At 64.6% G+C, this 17,441-nt stretch carries 14 protein-coding genes; 7 read left to right on the top strand and 7 right to left on the bottom strand.

Going from position 1 to position 17,441, the window contains the following annotated elements:
• Positions 1-342, top strand: a 342-nt coding sequence (locus tag AC1VXD_RS18350; RefSeq protein ID WP_482993249.1) for a hypothetical protein, incomplete at its 5' end; no start/stop codon positions are given.
• 59 nt (positions 343-401) lie between these two features.
• Here the strand turns inward: AC1VXD_RS18350 and AC1VXD_RS18345 are convergent.
• Together AC1VXD_RS18345 and AC1VXD_RS18340 are read right to left on the bottom strand one after the other, a co-directional pair.
• Positions 402-2,693 (bottom strand): NADP-dependent malic enzyme, encoded by a 2,292-nt coding sequence (locus AC1VXD_RS18345; RefSeq protein ID WP_079223212.1) that lies wholly within the window; start codon positions 2,691-2,693, stop codon positions 402-404.
• Positions 2,694-2,921: 228 nt separating this feature from the next.
• Entirely contained in the window at positions 2,922-4,265 is a 1,344-nt protein-coding gene (locus tag AC1VXD_RS18340; protein ID WP_482993248.1) for a dicarboxylate/amino acid:cation symporter, read from the bottom strand.
• Positions 4,266-4,597: 332 nt separating this feature from the next.
• Here AC1VXD_RS18340 and AC1VXD_RS18335 point away from each other — a divergent pair, with 332 nt between their 5' ends.
• The 3 genes from AC1VXD_RS18335 to AC1VXD_RS18325 all read left to right on the top strand — a co-directional run bounded on the left by AC1VXD_RS18335 (position 4,598) and on the right by AC1VXD_RS18325 (position 9,423).
• On the top strand, positions 4,598-5,764 hold the full coding sequence (locus AC1VXD_RS18335; RefSeq protein WP_482993247.1) for an OprO/OprP family phosphate-selective porin: 1,167 nt from the start codon (positions 4,598-4,600) through the stop codon (positions 5,762-5,764).
• Between the two features lie 68 nt (positions 5,765-5,832).
• A complete protein-coding gene (locus AC1VXD_RS18330) occupies positions 5,833-8,481 on the top strand; it encodes a hybrid sensor histidine kinase/response regulator (protein ID WP_482993246.1) in 2,649 nt (882 codons plus the stop codon).
• Between the two features lie 105 nt (positions 8,482-8,586).
• The gene (locus tag AC1VXD_RS18325) at positions 8,587-9,423 is read left to right on the top strand and encodes a DUF6891 domain-containing protein (protein ID WP_482993245.1); all 837 of its coding nucleotides are present in this window, start codon (positions 8,587-8,589) and stop codon (positions 9,421-9,423) included.
• Positions 9,424-9,460: 37 nt separating this feature from the next.
• Here the strand turns inward: AC1VXD_RS18325 and AC1VXD_RS18320 are convergent, their stop codons facing one another.
• Positions 9,461-9,616, bottom strand: coding sequence for a hypothetical protein (locus AC1VXD_RS18320; RefSeq protein WP_482993244.1), 156 nt, complete (start codon positions 9,614-9,616; stop codon positions 9,461-9,463).
• Between the two features lie 670 nt (positions 9,617-10,286).
• Between AC1VXD_RS18320 and AC1VXD_RS18315 the strand changes: the two genes are divergently transcribed.
• From AC1VXD_RS18315 to galE, 3 genes are read left to right on the top strand one after another with little or no spacing between them, the layout of a single operon-like run.
• Positions 10,287-10,955: a hypothetical protein gene (locus tag AC1VXD_RS18315; RefSeq protein WP_482993243.1), complete on the top strand. Its 669-nt coding sequence runs from the start codon at positions 10,287-10,289 to the stop codon at positions 10,953-10,955.
• Between the two features lie 57 nt (positions 10,956-11,012).
• On the top strand, positions 11,013-12,371 hold the full coding sequence (locus AC1VXD_RS18310) for a GlcNAc-transferase family protein (protein WP_482993242.1): 1,359 nt from the start codon (positions 11,013-11,015) through the stop codon (positions 12,369-12,371).
• Positions 12,368-13,342 (top strand): UDP-glucose 4-epimerase GalE, encoded by a 975-nt coding sequence (gene galE, locus AC1VXD_RS18305; protein WP_482993241.1) that lies wholly within the window; start codon positions 12,368-12,370, stop codon positions 13,340-13,342. Before AC1VXD_RS18310 ends, galE begins: the two co-directional genes overlap by 4 nt.
• A gap of 35 nt (positions 13,343-13,377) precedes the next feature.
• Here galE and AC1VXD_RS18300 read toward each other — a convergent pair whose 3' ends face one another.
• From AC1VXD_RS18300 to AC1VXD_RS18285, 4 genes are read right to left on the bottom strand one after another with little or no spacing between them, the layout of a single operon-like run.
• Positions 13,378-14,034 (bottom strand): response regulator, encoded by a 657-nt coding sequence (locus tag AC1VXD_RS18300; RefSeq protein ID WP_150453208.1) that lies wholly within the window; start codon positions 14,032-14,034, stop codon positions 13,378-13,380.
• A 29-nt stretch (positions 14,035-14,063) separates the two neighbouring features.
• Positions 14,064-15,119, bottom strand: coding sequence for an ABC transporter substrate-binding protein (locus tag AC1VXD_RS18295; protein ID WP_482993240.1), 1,056 nt, complete (start codon positions 15,117-15,119; stop codon positions 14,064-14,066).
• Positions 15,116-16,507 carry a sensor histidine kinase N-terminal domain-containing protein gene (locus AC1VXD_RS18290; protein WP_482993239.1) on the bottom strand — a complete coding sequence of 464 codons (1,392 nt, stop codon included), beginning with the start codon at positions 16,505-16,507 and terminating at the stop codon, positions 15,116-15,118. Before AC1VXD_RS18290 ends, AC1VXD_RS18295 begins: the two co-directional genes overlap by 4 nt.
• Positions 16,500-17,192 (bottom strand): response regulator, encoded by a 693-nt coding sequence (locus AC1VXD_RS18285; RefSeq protein ID WP_482993238.1) that lies wholly within the window; start codon positions 17,190-17,192, stop codon positions 16,500-16,502. Before AC1VXD_RS18285 ends, AC1VXD_RS18290 begins: the two co-directional genes overlap by 8 nt.
• Between the last annotated feature and the right edge of the window lie 249 nt (positions 17,193-17,441).

Here is a 17,441-nt window from a genome sequence, read left to right as displayed (position 1 = left end):
TGCGCGCTCGCCGGGCATGGCCCGGCGCTACCCGATCCGGTTTGCGCTGCGCGGAAACAGAAACTTGCCGCGCTGCGCGCTCGCCGGGCATGGCCCGGCGCTACCCGATCCGGTTTGCGCTGCGCGGAAACAGAAACTTGCCGCGCTGCGCGCTCGCCGGGCATGGCCCGGCGCTACCCGATCCGGTTTGCGCTGCGCGGAAACAGAAACTTGCCGCGCTGCGCGCTCGCCGGGCATGGCCCGGCGCTACCCGATCCGGTTTGCGCTGCGCGGAAACAGAAACTTGCCGCGCTGCGCGCTCGCCGGGCATGGCCCGGCGCTACCCGATCCAGTTTCCGCTGAGCGGAAACAGAAACGCGCCCCGTGGGGCGCGTTTCTGCAGCTGTCGCGGGAACGAAGGCTTACGCCTTCTTTTCCGCTTCCAGCTGCTTGCGGATCTGCGCATCCACCGCGGCGATCGCGGTCATGTTCAGCACGCGGCGCGAGGTCGCGCTGGTGGTAAGGATGTGCACCGGCTTGTTCACGCCCATCAGGATCGGACCGATCGCCACGCCGTCGGTGAACACACGCACCAGGTTGTAGGCGATGTTGGCCGCTTCCAGGTTCGGCAGCACGAACAGGTTGGCACGGCCCTGCAGGGTCGAGCCCGGCAGCAGCTTCTGGCGCAGGGCTTCGTCCCACGCAGTGTCGCCCTGCATTTCGCCGTCCACGTTCAGACGCGGGTTGCGCTTGAGCAGCATCTCGCGCACCTGGCGCATCTTCAGCGCATCCTTCGAATCGTGGCTGCCGAAGTTGGAGTGCGACAGCAGCGCCACCTTCGGCTCGATGCCGAACAGCTTCATGCGGTACGCCGCCTGCAGGGTCGCTTCGCACAGCTGCTCGGCGGTCGGGTCTTCCTGCACGTGGGTGTCCACGAAGAAGAACACACCCTGCTGGTTGATCACGCCGGTCATGGCCGAAGTCGAGGTGACCTTCGATTCCAGCGGCAGCACGCTGCGCACGTAGCCCAGCTTCTTGTGGAAGCGGCCAACGATGCCCGTCAGCATCGCATCGGCTTCGCCACGGGCGACCATCACGGCAGCAATCAGGGTCGGGCGCGAACGCATCAGGTTCTTCGCCGCGGCCACGGTCACGCCGCGGCGGCCGGTCAGGCCGTGGTAGTACTGCCAGTATTCGTTGAAGCGCGGGTCGTCATTGATGTTGGTGACTTCAATGTTCTCGCCGACCTTCAGGCGCAGGCCGAGACGCTCGATGCGCGATTCGATGACGTCCGGGCGGCCGATCAGGATCGGATGCGCCAGGCCTTCGTCGACCACGTTCTGCACCGCCTGCAGCACCACTTCTTCTTCGCCTTCGGCGTAGACCACGCGCTGCTTGTCGTTGCGCGCGCGGTCGTAGACCGGCTTCATCATCAGGCTGGTGCGGTAGACGAACTGGGCCAGCTTGTCGCGGTAGGCGCCCATGTCGGCGATCGGACGGGCGGCCACGCCCGAATCCATCGCGGCCTGGGCCACGGCGGCCGACAGTTCCACCAGCAGGCGGCGGTCGAACGGGCGCGGGATCAGGTATTCACGGCCGAAGCTCGGGGTGTCCCCGCCATAGGCCGAGCCCATGTCGGTGGCCGCACGGCGGGCCAGCGCGGCGATGGCGCGCACGCAGGCGATCTTCATTTCCTCGTTGATCGCGGTGGCGCCGACGTCCAGCGCGCCGCGGAACAGGTACGGGAAGCACAGCACGTTGTTGACCTGGTTCGGGTAGTCCGAACGGCCGGTGCCGATGATCGCGTCCGGACGGGCGGCGCGCGCCAGTTCCGGCATGATTTCCGGGGTCGGGTTGGCCAGGGCGAAGATCACCGGATCCGGCGCCATGGTCTTGACCATCTCGGCGGTCAGGATGCCCGGCGCCGACAGGCCCAGGAAGATGTCCGCGCCGTCGACGATCTCGGCCAGGGTGCGCTTGTCGGTGTCGCGCGCATAGCGCTGCTTTTCCGGGTCCAGGTCGGTACGGCCGGTGTGGATGACGCCCTCGCGGTCGAAGGCCAGGATGTTCTCCGGCTTCAGACCCAGCTGCACCAGCATGTTCACGCAGGAAATGCCGGCCGCGCCCATGCCCGTGGTCGCCAGCTTCACTTCTTCGATCTTCTTGCCGGTGATGGCCATGGCGTTGAGCACCGCGGCACCGACGATGATCGCCGTGCCGTGCTGGTCGTCATGGAACACCGGGATCTTCATGCGCTCGCGCAGCTTGCGCTCGACCACGAAGCATTCCGGGGCCTTGATGTCTTCCAGGTTGATGCCGCCGAAGGTCGGCTCCAGCGAGGCGATGATGTCGACCAGCTTGTCCGGGTCGGTCTCGTCCACTTCGATGTCGAACACATCGATGCCGGCGAACTTCTGGAACAGCACGCCCTTGCCTTCCATCACCGGCTTGCCGGCCAGTGCGCCGATGTTGCCCAGGCCCAGCACCGCGGTGCCGTTGGAGATGACCGCCACCAGGTTGCCGCGCGCGGTCAGCTCGCTGGCCTGCTGCGGGTCGGCCTTGATCGCTTCACAGGCGTACGCAACGCCCGGCGAATACGCCAGCGACAGGTCGCGCTGTGTCAGCATGGGCTTGGTTGCAGAGACCTTGATCTTGCCCGGCGGGGACATCCGGTGGTAATCGAGGGCGGCCTGTTTGAAATCTTCGTTGGACATCGACGTGGATTAATGAATGGGCAAGGGGGACAGGGGATGATACCCCCGTTGGAGGGCCTGGACCTGTCGCAATCCTGTCGCAACCATGCTGCGACCGCACAATTCCGTGCCGTATGCGAATAGTCCAGGGACCCGCTTCGACGTTGCCCATGACAGCCATGGGTCGCCTTGAAACGTTGCGGGGCCGCGTCACTGACGTGACCGGCCCCGCGGTACCACACACCTGTGTCAGCCCTTGGCGGGCAGAGCCTCCGGCATGGCATCGACCGGCGGCGGCAGCTCGCTCTTGCGGCCGTCCAGCGCCAGCTTCAGGCGGTCACGGTCCAGCGCGCCTTCCCAGCGCGACACCACCACCGTGGCCACCGCATTGCCGATGAAGTTGGTCAGCGAGCGGCATTCGCTCATGAAGCGGTCCACGCCCAGGATCAGCGCCATGCCGGCCACCGGCACTTCCGGCACCACGGCCAGGGTGGCGGCCAGGGTGATGAAGCCGGCACCGGTGACGCCGGCCGCGCCCTTGGAGCTGAGCATGGCAACCAGCAGCAGCGCGATCTGGTGGCCCAGGGTCAGTTCGGTGTTGGTGGCCTGGGCGATGAACAGCGCGGCCAGGGTCATGTAGATGTTGGTGCCGTCCAGGTTGAACGAGTAGCCGGTGGGGACCACCAGGCCGACCACCGACTTGCTGCAGCCGGCGCGTTCCATCTTCTCCATCAGCGACGGCAGCGCCGATTCGGAGGATGAAGTGCCCAACACCAGCAGCAGCTCGGCCTTCAGGTAACGGGCCAGCTTGAACACCGAGAAGCCGCACAGGCGGCAGACCACGCCGAGGATGACGGCCACGAACAGGAAGGCGGTCAGGTAGAACGAACCCACCAGCCAGGCCAGGTTGATCAGCGAACCGACGCCGTACTTGCCGATCGTGAAGGCGATGGCACCAAAGGCACCAATCGGGGCCGCCTTCATCAGGATGTGCACCAGCTTGAAGACCGGGGCGACCAGCGCCTCCAGGAAGTTCAGCACTGGCTTGCCCTTCTCACCCACCGAGGCCAGGGCGATGCCGAACAGCACGGCCACGAACAGCACCTGCAGGATGTTGCCATCGACGAAGGCACTGACCAGCGTCTTCGGGATGACGTCCATCAGGAAGCCGACCAGGGTCAGGTCATGCGACTTCTCGACGTAGCTGTGGACCGCGGTCTGGTCCAGCTCGGCCGGGTTGATGTTCATGCCCGCGCCGGGCTGCACCACGTGCGCCACGATCATGCCGACGATCAGGGCCAGGGTGGAGAAGAACAGGAAGTACGCCATCGACTTGGCGAACACCCGGCCCACCGTGCGCAGGTGGGTCATGCTGGCGATGCCGGTGACGATGGTCAGGAAGATGACCGGCGCGATGATCATCTTCACCAGGTTGATGAAGGCATCGCCCAGCGGCTTCATCTTCTCGCCGATCATCGGCTCGTAGTGGCCGAGGAGGGCGCCCAGGATGATCGCCACGATCACCTGGAAATACAGCTGGCGGTAGATCGGCAGCGGCTTGCTGGGCAGCGCCGGGGTGGTCGGGATGTGCATGGCGGACTCCGGAAGGGGAGAGTTCTGACGCGAACGATCCCTGCTGCGCAGGGACCGCCTCCGTGGAACTGGCTGCAGGCCCGGCACGGTGTGCCTGGAGGTGCAACCAATGGACGCCTTTGTACGCGCAGGGCACGCCGCCGCAGATAACCTATTGGTACTAGCCCCCCCGGTTCAGGTGGCTTGGGTGCCTACACTGGCGCCGCACCGCGCATTGCCGGAGACCCCGGTGGCCCGACCTGAACCATTGGGCAGACCCTTGCGCAAGTTCCGGCCATCGCGGCCGTTGTTGTCCTGTCCACACGCATTCCGAGAGAGAGAGCCGCACCACCATGCGCCCCATTCCGACCCTGCTGGCCCTGTCGCTGGCCGCCCTGCCCGCCTTGGCCTCCGCCGCCGATTTCGACAACTGGCCGACCAAGTACGCCTTCAGCGATGGCACCGAACTGGCCGCCACCGGCAACATCGCCTACGACTACAACGACTTTTCCTCGGCCAGCGGCATCGAGGATGCTGACGCGGTGCGCCGCAAGGAATTCGGCGCGACCCTGAAGAAGAAGGGCGTGTACGACGCGATGGTGTACTACGACTTCCAGTCCGATACCTGGCTGGACGTGTTCGTGCGCTTCGAGAGCAAGGCCTTCTTCGGCCGTGATGTCGGCCGCTTCCGCTTCGGCTACATGAAGACCCCGGTCGGCCTGGACGGCAACACCTCCTCGCGCGCCGGCAGCTTCACCGAAGTCGCCCTGCCCGTGCAGGCCTTCTACGCCGCCCGCCGCACCGGTGCCGAGTGGGTGCTGGAACGCCCACAGTACCTGCTGCAGGCCGGCGCCTACGGCGGCAAGGACCTGCAGGGTGACAACCCGGGCACCATGCAGGCCGTGCGTGCGGTCTGGACCCCGGTGAAGGCACCGGGCGACGTCGTCCACCTGGGCCTGGCCTATTCGCAGGAAAGCCCTCGCGGCTATCGCGACGGCCGCGACGTGCACCACGAAGCCAGTGCCCGCCTGCGTGCGCGCCCGGAAGCCGGCCTGACCGACATCCGCCTGGTCGACTCCGGTGCGCTGGTCACCGCCGACCAGATCCGCCGCACCGGCCTGGAGGGCATCTGGATCCGCGGTCCGTTCTCGCTGCAGGGTGAAGCCCTGCAGGCCACGGTGACCCGCAAGGGCCTGCCCGACTACACCGGCAGCGGCCAGTACGCCATGGCCAGCTGGGTGCTGACCGGCGAATCGCGCCCGTACAGCGCGGGTGCGGTGGCCAACATCAAGCCGGCCCACAGCTACGGCGCGGTCGAGCTGCTGGCCCGCTACAGCCGCATCGACCTGGACGATGGCAGCATCCTCGGCGGCCGCCAGCACGACCTGACCGTAGGCGCCAACTGGTACCTGACCAGCCACTTCAAGTTCCAGGCGAACTACGTGAAGGCTGATGCAAGCCGCCGTGGCGTGCACAGCACCCCGGAAATCTTCGAACTGCGCGCGCAGATGCACTTCTGATCCCTTCCACGGACCAGAAACCGGCGGGCGTGCATGCCACGCCCGCCGGCCCTGCGTAGACTGCGCCCATGTACTGGCTCAGCCGCCACCGGATGCTGTTGCTGACCATCGCGGTGATGGTCGGTGGCACCGTGCTGTGCGCGATCGCCGCCGGCCACTTCGCGTGGCGCCGCGCCCTGGCTGCCGAAAGCAACCAGGTGCAGCGCCAGCTGCAGCTGTACGGCCAGGGCCTGCAGCAGCGCATTGACCGCTTCGGCACCCTGCCGCAGGTGATGGCGCTGGACCCGGACCTGCTGCAGGCGCTGCGCGCGCCGCTGGCACCCGCCGCAACGCAGCGCCTGAACCTCAAGCTGCAGCGCGCCAACCAGGTCACCCGTACCTCGACCCTGACCCTGGTCGGCCGCAATGGCGTGGCCGTGGCGGCCAGCAACTTCGACCAGCCCTCGACCAATGTCGGCGAGGACTACGCCTACCGCCCTTACTACCAGCAGGCGCTGGCGCACGGCCGTGGTCGTTTCTACGGCATCGGCATGACCACCGGCGTGCCGGGCTACTTCATGTCCGAGGCGATCGTCGATGGCGACGGCCAGCGCATCGGCGTGATCGTCATCAAGATCGAGCTGTCGGCGCTGGAACAGGAATGGCTGGGCAGCCCCGACGTGGTGCTGGCCAGCGACAACCACGACGTGGTGTTCCTGGCCAACCGCGATGAGTGGCGCTACCGCCTGCTGCGCCCACTGGGGGCCGACGAGCGCCGCGAGATGCTCGATGCCCGCCAGTACGCCGACCGTTCGCTGCAGCCGCTGCGTGTGCGCACCGAAGACGTGCTGGCCGATGGCGGGCGCATGGTGCGCCTGCTCGACCCGGCGCTGCCGCAGGCGATGCTGTGGCAGACCCTGCCGCTACCCGACGAGGACTGGAGCCTGCACCTGCTGCACGATGCCGGCGGTGCGTCCAGCGCGGGCCGCGCTGCGGCCATGGCCGGTGCCGCGGTTTGGCTGGCACTGGGCTTCCTGGTGCTGTTCGTGCAGCAGCGCCGGCGCCTGTCGCGGCACCGCCAGCGCAGCCGCAGCGAACTTGAAACCCTGCTCAAGCAGCACGCGCAGGAACTGCGCACCGCCCAGGATGGCCTGCTGCAGGCCGCCACCGACGCCGACAGCGGGCTCAGCCGCAGCCTCGAACACCTGCCGCAGGGCGTGGTCATCATCGACCGCGAACTGCGCCTGGTGGCATGGAATTCGCGCTACATCGAACTGTTCCGCTTCCCGCAGGGGCTGGTGCGGGTGGGCCGGCCGATCGAGGAGCTGTTCCGCTTCAACGCCCGCCGTGGCCTGCTCGGTCCCGGGCCCATCGACGATGCCATCGAGCGCCGCCTGAACCACCTGCGCAGCGGCCGCCCGCACATGCGCGAAAGCGAGAAGGACGACGGCACGGTGCTGGAGATCCGCGGCAATCCCCTGCCCGACGGCGGCTTCGTCACCAGCTATGCGGACATCACCAGCTACAAGAACGCCGCGCGTGAACTGCGCTCGCTGGCCGACGCGCTGGAACATCGCGTGGCCGAGCGCACCCATGACCTGGAAGAAGCACGCCGCGAGGCCGTGCAGGCCAACCGCTACAAGACCCGCTTCGTCGCCTCGGCGGTGCACGACCTGCTGCAGCCGCTGAATGCCGCGCGCATGTTCGTTTCGGTGCTGCGCGCGCGGCTGAGTGGCGAAGCGCGCGAACTGAGCGAGCACGTCGATGCCGCGCTGGCCGCGCAGGACGCCATCCTCAATAGCCTGCTGGACATCTCGCGGCTGGAATCAGGCTCCCTGCAGACCCGCGTGCGCGCCTTCGCGCTGTCGCCGCTGCTGGAAACCCTGGCCCGCGAGTTCGGCATTGCCGCGCAGAGCCGTGGCCTGCAGCTGCACTGGGTCGACACCCGCGCGGTAGTGGTCAGCGATGAAGCACTGCTGCGCCGCATCCTGCAGAACTTCCTGTCCAACGCACTGCGCTACACCCCGCGCGGGCGCGTGCTGATCGGCTGCCGGCGCGTGGGCGACCAGCTGCGCATCGAAGTGCACGACCAGGGCCCGGGCATTCCGGAAAGCCTGCAGGGCGAGATCTTCGAGGAGTTCCGCCGCTTGAACGATGGCGTCGAACAGGAACGCGGCGCCGGCCTGGGCCTGGCCATCGTCGAGCGCATCGGCCGCCTGCTCGGCCACCGCATCAGCCTGCGCTCCACCTTGGGCAAGGGCAGCGTGTTCGCGGTGAGCGTGGCGCTGGGGCGCGCCGACGATGTGGCCGCGCCGGCACCGCCGCCCGTGCTGGCCGCCGAACCGTCCGACGACAGCCCGCTGCGCCAGTGCCGGGTCTGGAGCATCGATGACGACCCGCGCGTGTGCGCGGCGACCCGCGCCCTGCTGGAGCGCTGGGGCTGCAACGTGGAGCTGGCCGATGGCCCGCACGGCGCGCTGGAGATCGCCAGCGCACTGAACGTGCCGCAGTTGCTGCTGCTGGACGTGCGCATGGGGCAATGGCACGGACCGGATCTTTACGAAGCGCTGTGCACGCTGTGGCAGGCGCGGCCGCCGGTGATCCTGGTGACCGCCGAGCGCGATGACGCGCTGAAGGCGCATGCCGCCGAACAAGGCTGGGGCTTCCTGCCCAAACCGGTGCGGCCACCGGCGCTGCGCGCGTTGATGACGCAGATGCTGTTGCGGCATCGGGGGTAGCGTCGAGCTTGCTCGACTGCATTGCTCCGCTCGTTGTAGAGCCGAGCCCATGCTCGGCTGCATTGCCTACAATCGACACCCCTACCTGTGCCAGGACGGCCGACCATGCCAACACCCCTGAAGACGGAAACTCCCGCTGATCTGTTTGCCGCCGCGTGGGCTGCCGATGCCCAGACCACAGCGGCGCTTCTCGCTGCTGGCGCAGACGTGCACGCAGTGGATGCCTTTGGGTTCACCGCACTGGAAAGGGCCGCATCCAGCCTGGATTGCGCACCGATGGAAAGCGCCCTGGCCACCCTGCGCCTGCTGATCGATGCGGGTAGCTCGCTGGAGCACATCGGCGCGGGCGGACGCACAGCGCTGTACCTGGCGGCAGAGTTTTCGCCGGCAGGGCCCGAGGCGGTGCAGCTGCTGATCGATGCCGGTGCACAGCCGGATGTGCGCGACGCGCATGGCAACCACATCGTGGAAAACGCCTGGTCACCGCAGGTGAAGGCCTTGCTTTCCGCGCTGACCGGCCATGCCCTTCCCAAGGTCATCGTGCGCAAGCCGGACCGGAAGATGTCCGCTGCTGCGTGGAAGCTGGCGCGAGCCAGGATCGATGCGGCATTTGCAGTGCTGGAAGCCGCAGGCATCGTCGCCACTGCTGGGTGCGGCGATACACCTGACGACGCTGCCGATGACACCAATGAACTTTTCTGGCAGCGCGGCGGCACAGATGCAGGCCTCAAAGGGTTCTGCTTCTATTCCGGCGATGACATGAAGCGCGCCAAGCGCACCAGTGATCTGTCCATTGGCTTCTGGGGCCCGCCCGACAGCGCCGCCATGGAGCAGATCGGCCAGGCCATCGTCGACGCCTTCGCCAGCGTGGGACTGCCTGCCGAGTGGGATGGCACGGAGCGCATGCGTCCCTGCATCGATCTGCGTTCCCTCAGCGCCTGACAGGAATCAGCCGAGCGTGGGCTCGGCTCTACAGGGATCAGTTGACCCGCGGATTATGCAGCGGCAGGTCCAGCTCGGGCTGGGCCATAGCCCAGTCGAGGTCGTATTCCATCTGGAACTCCCATTCCCGCAGCTGTGCGGGTGCAGCGAGCAGCTGCTGCAGGCGGTCATTCGCCTGTTCGGGATCATGCAATAGAGCCTGCAACAAAAGATGCTCCAAGCATCCAGCAGGAAGCTCCACGCGATCTCATCGGCCATGCGCTCATCTACATATAGCGCGTTGAGGAGCTCCAACCAAGTGCACTCTAGAACCTGACATTGAGCTAACTCTGGCCGTAGCCGCATTGCAGCCCGGCCTGCTGGACGACATCAGAAGCTCTGCCTAGCACACGGCACATGCAGCAAAAGCTCGGGACGCAAGCGCTCGACCAGAGCCTTTTAGGAATAGTTTCAAATATAGAACTACCGTGACACACCACACGGTATTGCCCCTAAGACAGAATCAGACTTCACCTACTGATCGAACTCATAGAAATCAGATAATTCACACGCAGGCACTCCATTAATCACAAAGGGGCAATAAAATGGAATATCGGACAGCTAGCGGGCTCGTTGTTGCAGCAGCCCTGTCAATCGCAGCAGGCGATGTTAAGGCAGCGAGCGAAACCGTTTTTAACGGGGTCAGATACAGGTGCACAAACACCTGCGTCGTCAATGTAGACACAGCGGGAAACTGGGCAGTCACCGACTGCTGCGGAGGACGAGTCAACACTGTCATCAACCCGACTCGGCCACCGGACTGCAATCAAAATCCGCATGCATGCGGAATGTAAAAAACCAAAATTCCAAACAAAGGAATAGTCATGACTGTGCCGCCATTATTCTTGCAACCGCAAAATTCCATCAAACTTCTTTTAGCAATTTTACTCTCAGCATCGCTAGCAAGCTGCTCGAATGACCACAAGCCCACTTCAGACTCAACATCCTTAGAAAAATCAGCGCACCCTGACGTCGATTCGAATAATACAAAAGAAGAGATCGCGAGAAAAAACAGCGCTTTGCGCACAGCTGACGAGCTCTCTTCAACACAAGCTCATGGCATCCAAACAAAATCAGCGCAACACCTTCCTAGCGAATCCGACTTCATATTCAACCAAGGAATCTCAAGCCAGGAAGCTCAGGACCTATTGCAATCAAACCGCAGCATGTCGAGCGCAATATCGAAAATCACCCAGGAAGCTGCTTCCAGCCCAGAAGCACAAGATCTGGCGGAGCACTACCGTGCATCGTTGACGCGTGCAATCGGAAAAGACGGAATTCTTGAACAGCTATCGTGCGGCCTTAGTATCTGTATTGGTATGGCGCGCACGCAAAGCGAAGATCAGCATGAGGCTTGGAACAACCGGCTCGCCGCAGACCGATCCTCCCCAATGTACAGCTACGTCGAGTCACTTGAAAACGTCGGAGGAACATATGAGAACAGATTCATATTCTCCACCGACCCATCGATAAACTCAATAAGCGGAAACTGAACGACTAGTTCAAAAAAACCATACCCAGTAGAGCAGCAGAGAAAGTAGAGGCGGAACATGAACCGAGGCAAATCCATATTTGTCCAGATACCTAGCTACAGAGACCCTCAACTTCTACCCACTCTACTGGACATGATAGAGACAGCATCATTTCCCGGCCTGTTGCACATCTCCATATGCTGGCAGCATGGGACTGAGGAAGGCACTCCGGGATTAGCATCCGTTGGCCTTGAATACAGAGAGACTGAAGTGGGCGGAATCTACCCAGTCCATATCTATCATAAAAATGGCGCAACCATTGATGTGATCGACGTTCATTACTCTCACTCAAAGGGGTGTGGCTGGGCTAGACATCTGGCTCAGAGCCGATATCGCGGCGAAACCTACAATCTGCAGATCGATTCACACCACCGGTTTTCAGATCAGTGGGATGTAAAGATGGGAGACCTCCTTGAGTTACTTCGATCACACACCCCGAAGCCACTCATAACCGGACACCCTCCTGATTTCAACCCAGCCACCTACCCTCTCGACCGCCAAGAGTACACCAGCGGAATTGTCTTCGAATGCTTTTCTCCGACCGGCGTTGTCAAGCTTAAATCAATCCGCCTCCCACCCCGACCCGAAGGAAGCGTCGCATTCAGAGCTAAATTCATCGCAGGCGGATTCATCTTCTCCGATGGTACTTTTGTCAGCGATGTAATGAGCGATCCTGATCAATTTTTCTGCACCGAAGAAATATCGCTGTCACTCAGAGCATTCACACACGGCTATGAGTTCTTCCACCCCTACGAAACCATGCTATGGCATCAGTACCATAACCTTGCTCAGAAAGTGTGGGACGACCATAGCGAAGCCCAGGTATCCGAAGGGGCACTTGAGACGTCTGCACGGAGCCGATCACTTGCAGCACTGCAGAAGACTCTAACCTTGCTTGAAATTTCCCTAGATCCAACCCCTAACGACCCAGGAAAATTTGGCTTGGGGTCGATCCGCACCCTACCTGAGTACGAGAGATACGTCGGACTGAGCTTCCGCAATCGCGCGGTGCAACCTGACTCTCTGACCCCACACGAGCCAGACGCATCCCTATCACTACTGGACAGAACCGATTGGGAGCTGCGGTTGATCTATTTCCGGACTGTACGTATCAGCGTCCATCTATCCAGCGACGATCATCGACATCCAACCTCAGTACTCGTCTCTTGCCACTCGGCAGACGGATCCGTGCACTCCATGCGTGAGCTGTCAATTCAGGAGTTAAAAACGCTCTCAGCGGATGGACATCTACAATACGACCAAGATCTCAGACTATGGAGGCACCAACTCCCCATCAGCTATGCGATACATGCCCGTAGCAGCGAATCCGCGAGTGATCCGCATCTTTCGATATCAGCCGAAGAGATTGCCGCGTGAGCGAAGCGATACTTGTCACTGGTGGCGCGGGATACATAGGGTGCCACGTAGTCCATCAGCTGCTAGACCGAAATTTTACGGTTGTCGTCCTGGATGACTTAAGCACTGGCAAAGCGAAACGAGTTGAGAATTCCCACCTCGTCATCGGCAGCATCTCAGATCACACCCTCGTCAAGAGCATCCTCTCTGAATTTGCCATTGGAACAGTTGTGCACATGGCGGCAAGAACTGACGCCACAGGCTCGAAACTAGATCCTCTTTACTACTATTCGGAAAATACAGCGGGGACTCTCAACCTTCTGTCATGCTGCAAGGATTGCGGGGTATCGAAATTCGTTTTCACGTCAACTGCCGCTGTGTATGGCTCTGCTTGTGACCAGACTCCTGTGGGCGAGCTTCATTCGAAGAGACCCGCAAATCCCTATGGGATGTCAAAGCTCATCGCCGAGCAGATCCTACTGGACGTGTCATTTGCAACGGACCTCAGGTACGTATCGCTAAGGTGCTTTAACGTAGCGGGCGCCACCATTTCCGGGCATTTTTTCAGGCCCGGGAAGAATGCTAAGAATCTAGTCATGGCGGCATGCCGGGTCGCAAATGAAAGGCAAGGTTCAGTCACCATATTCGGCACGGATTTCCGAACACCTGACGGCACAGGAATTCGCGATTACGTTCATGTCGATGACATCGCAGCAGCTCACCTGAGAGCAATCGATCACTTGAACCGTGGAGGGAGTTCATTGATCCTCAACTGCGGCTCCGAAAGAGGCTACTCTGTTCGGGAAGTGCTACATGCAGTCGAGCAAATTTCTGGCGCTAGAGTCCCAGTTCTTGAGGCAGAGCAGCGCAGTGGCGATGTGTCTGTCCTAGTATCAGACTCGTCCAGCGCTCGCAGAGAGCTATCTTGGTCGCCGCGCAACGACGGACTAGATTCCATTGTTCGAAGCGCATTGCGCTCGGAGCAAGCTTAGTTTGACCAATCCACCGTTCAGTCAACAGCCCATTTTCAACGTTCCAACCCAGCGCCGGCGTCGCCTTCCGGCTCGAGCGCCTTCACCAGCACTGCCGCCTGGGTGCGGCTGTGGCACTCGAGCTTCTTCAGGATGGCGGTCACGTGCACCTTCACCGTGTTCTCGGCCAGGCCCAGTTCGTAGGCGATCTGCTTGTTGAGCAGGCCATCGGCCAGGCACAGCAGCACGCGGAACTGCTGCGGGGTGAGCTGGGCCAGGCGCGCAGCCAGCAGCGCGTCGGATTCGCTGCGCTCTGGCGCCATCGCCGGGAACCACAGGCTGCCGTCGAGCACGGCCTGCACCGCCTGGCCGATGGTCTCGGCCGGGGCCGACTTGGGGATGAAACCGGCGGCACCGAACTGCTGGGCGCGGCGGATCACCCGCGGGTGATCGTTGGAGGAAAGGATCACCACCGGGATGTCCGGATGCGAGCCGCGCACGTGCAGCAGCGCGGAAAAGCCGTGCGCACCGGGCATGGTCAGGTCCAGCAGCACCAGATCCACCTCGGGCTGTGCATCGAGAGCTTCGGCCAGGGCATCGGCGCTGGCTACCTCGCGCACCTGCGCCAGCGGCAGGCTCTGCCGTAGCGACTGCACCACCGCCGAACGCAGCAGCGGGTGGTCATCGGCGATCAGGATGGTGTATTCGCTCATGGGGCCATTGTACGTGCAGGCCGGCGAGGTCAGCGCCCGCCCGGCTCTACGCTGCTGCGCCAGGCATCGAGGAACTGACGGCGCTTCAGCGCATCCAGGTACACCAGCAGGCCCGGGCCGAGCTGGATCGGGCGGCGGCTGCGCCCCGGCGCGTCGTCGCTGCGCGCGTTGCCGGTGACGATCGGCATCAGCCGTGCCTCGCGTGAGAGCACCTGCTGGCCACGCGGCGACAGCAGGTAATCAAGGAAGCGGCGCGCCTCTTCCGGGTGCGGCCCGGTACGTGGGATCACCGCCGTACGCAGCACCACCAGGGTGTAATCCTCCGGCTCGATGATGGCCAGCGGCGCGCCGCCATCGATGCGTGCCTGTGCGTACGAACCCAGCACGTTGTAGACCAGCGACAATTCACCGCTGGCGACCTTGTCCAGCAGCACGCCGGTGCGCTCCTCGCGCAGCACCGCGTTGTCACCCAGCGCGCCCAGCAGCGCACCGGCAATGCTGCCGCGCTGTGCGTCCTGGGTGGCCAGCAGGTAGCCCACACTGCTGCGTTCGATATCGTAGGTGCCGACCCTGCCGCGCAGCGGCGTGCCCTCGGCGCGCAGCAGGTCCAGCAGCTGGCGGCGCGTATGCGGGGCCTTGGCGGCCGGCAGGCGGCGGGTGTTGTAGACCATCACCACCGGCTCGTAGCTGATGCCGAACGCCTCGCTGCGCCACTGCGCCCAGGCCGGCAGCGCGGCGGTCTGCGCCGAGCGGTGCGGCAGCGCATGGCCGTCGTTCACCAGCTTGGTCTGCAGGTCCATGCCGCTGGAAATCAGCAGGTCCGGCGACTCCGGGCCGGCACGGTCGTGCAGGTACCGCGCATACAGGTCCTGGGTAATGATGTCCTCGTACACCACTTCGGTGCCGGGGTGCAGGCGCTGGTAATCGGCGATGACCACCGCGAACACCTCGATGTCGGTGCTGCCGTGGATGCGCAGCTGCGCGGTGGCCGGGCCCTGCGCGGCGAAGCGGCGCACATCGCCGGGCGCGGCCAGCACCGGCAGCGCCAGCAGCAGGGCGAAGGCGGTGGCGAACAGGCGAATCATGAACTGCTCCGGGGCAGGCGGATGGTGGCGACCAGGCCGCCCTGCGGCCGGTTGCTCAGGTCGATGTGGCCGCCGTGGCTGTCAACCACGCGCTTGACGATGGCCAGGCCCAGACCGGCGCCACCGGCCGGTGCGCCCTCGCCACGGGCGAAGCGCTCGAACACGCGCCCGGCGTCGGCCGCGGCAATGCCGGCACCGTGATCGGCGATGGTCAGTACCGCCTGCCCGCCTTCCACGGTCAGCGCGATCTGCAGCGGACCGTCGCCGCCGTACTTCAGCGCGTTGTCGACCAGGTTCTTGATCGCCTCGCGCAGCAGCAGCGCATCGCCATGCACCTGCACCGGCTCGGCGGTCATCGCCAGCTGCACGCGCGGCGCCGGGCCGGCCTGCGGCAGTGCTTCATGCAGAGCCTGGTGCACGGTTTCGGCCAGGTCCACGGCCGCAAACCGCTGCAGGCTGGAACGGTGGATCACGCTGGCATCGCTGAGCAGCTGGTTGAGCAGGCGGCTCATGTGCGTGGCATTGCGCTCGATGGCCTGCAGGCTGCGCCGCATGTCGTCCGGGTCGTCGTCGTCAAGTGCCAGCTGCGCCTGCGCGCGCAGTGCGGCCAATGGCGTGCGCATCTGGTGCGCGGCCTCGGCCATGAACGCACGCAGCGTCTCGTTGCTGCTGGACAGGCGCTCCATGAAGCGGTTCAACGCCGCGACCATCTGGTCCATCTCGCGCGGCACGCGCGCATCCAGCGGCTTCAGGTCGGACGGCTCGCGCCGCGACAGCTCGCGTTCCACCCGCACCAGCGGGCGAAACGCACGGTGCACGCCAAAGGCCACCAGCGCGAGCAGCAGCAGCGACAACACGCCGATGGCCAGCAGCGCGCGGTTGACCATGTCCTGTGCCAGCGCCTCGCGTGCGCGGCGGGTCTGTCCCACCTGCACCTGCACTTCGCCCAGCGCGGACGCGGCTGCGAAACTGCGGCTGACCACCACGAAGCGCACGGTCTCGCCACTGTAGGGCGCATCGAACAGCTGCGGCTGCGTACCCGGCCGACGCGGTGGCGCGGGCAGGTCGCCATAGCCGGTGATGAGGTTGCCGCGACTGTCGGCCACCCGGTAGAACACGCGGTCCTCCGCCGCCATCGCCAGCAGGTCCAGCGCGGCGTACGGCAGGTCCACCTGCCACTGGCCATCGACCAGCGCCACCGAATCGGCGATGGACAGCGCCGAGGACACCAGCAGGTGGTCGTAGGAACGGTTGGCGGCGCGCTGGCCGTAATCGCGCGCGGCAAACAGCAGGGCCACCGCGAACACCGCCAGCAGCGTGCCCAGGTACAGCAACAGGGTGCGCCGCAGCGAACCCGGCGCGGCGACCGCAGTACGAACCTCAGCCATCGCCATCGCTGCTGCCGTCGCCGGCTTCTTCCAGCAGGTAGCCGACACCCCGCACGGTGGTGATGCGCAGCGGAGCACCGGCGAGCTTCTTTCTCAGGCGACCGATGTACAACTCGATGGCATTCGGCCCGGCTTCGTCGTCGAAGCCGAACAGGCCGTTGCCGATCTCGTCCTTGCCGACCACCTGGCCGAGGCGGCCGACCAGGATTTCCAGCAGGCGGTATTCGCGGTTGGGCAGCTCGATCGGCTCGCCGTCCACGCTGACGCGGTGTGCGGCGTTGTCGAACTGGAAGCCACCAATCTGCACCACCTCGCTGGCGTGGCCGCGGGCACGGCGCAGCAGCACGCGGCAGCGCGCCTCGAATTCGCGGAAGTCGAAGGGTTTGCCGAGGTAATCATCGGCACCGACGTCCAGTGCCTGCACGCGGTCTTCGATGCCATCGCGTGCGGTCAGCATCAGCACCGGCGTGCTGTCGCCGCGCTCGCGCATGCCGGCCAGCACACGCAGGCCATCCAGCTTGGGCAGGCCGATATCCAGCACCACCAGGTCGAAGCTCTGGTACCGCAGCACGCTGGCGGCGGCCAGGCCGTCGGCCTGCCAGTCCACCGCGTGGCCGCTGCGGCGCATGCGGCGGATGATGGCATCGGCCAGATCCGGATTGTCTTCGACCAGCAGCAGGCGCATCGGCGGGAAACGGAAGGACGCAGGGGGAAGCGAATGCTACCGCGTGCGGCGCAGAGGCGTGTGGTGGGCCTTCCGCCGGGCATCGCGGCACCGAGGGTGCTTCCGCCGGGCATGGCCCGGCGCTACCGGGGGCGCGGCGCTGACCGGCTTCGCCCGGGCAATCCCCCCCCCACAACCACGGGGGGCCCCGCCCCCACACCCCCCCCCCCCCCCCCCAGGTAAGCCCCGCCCCACCCCCGCGCCCCCCCC

The sequence above is a fragment of the Stenotrophomonas sp. STEN054 genome (assembly GCF_056854535.1).
The sequence above is the reverse complement of the archived record's forward strand: the minus strand, read 5'-3'. Positions and strand labels throughout refer to the sequence as shown.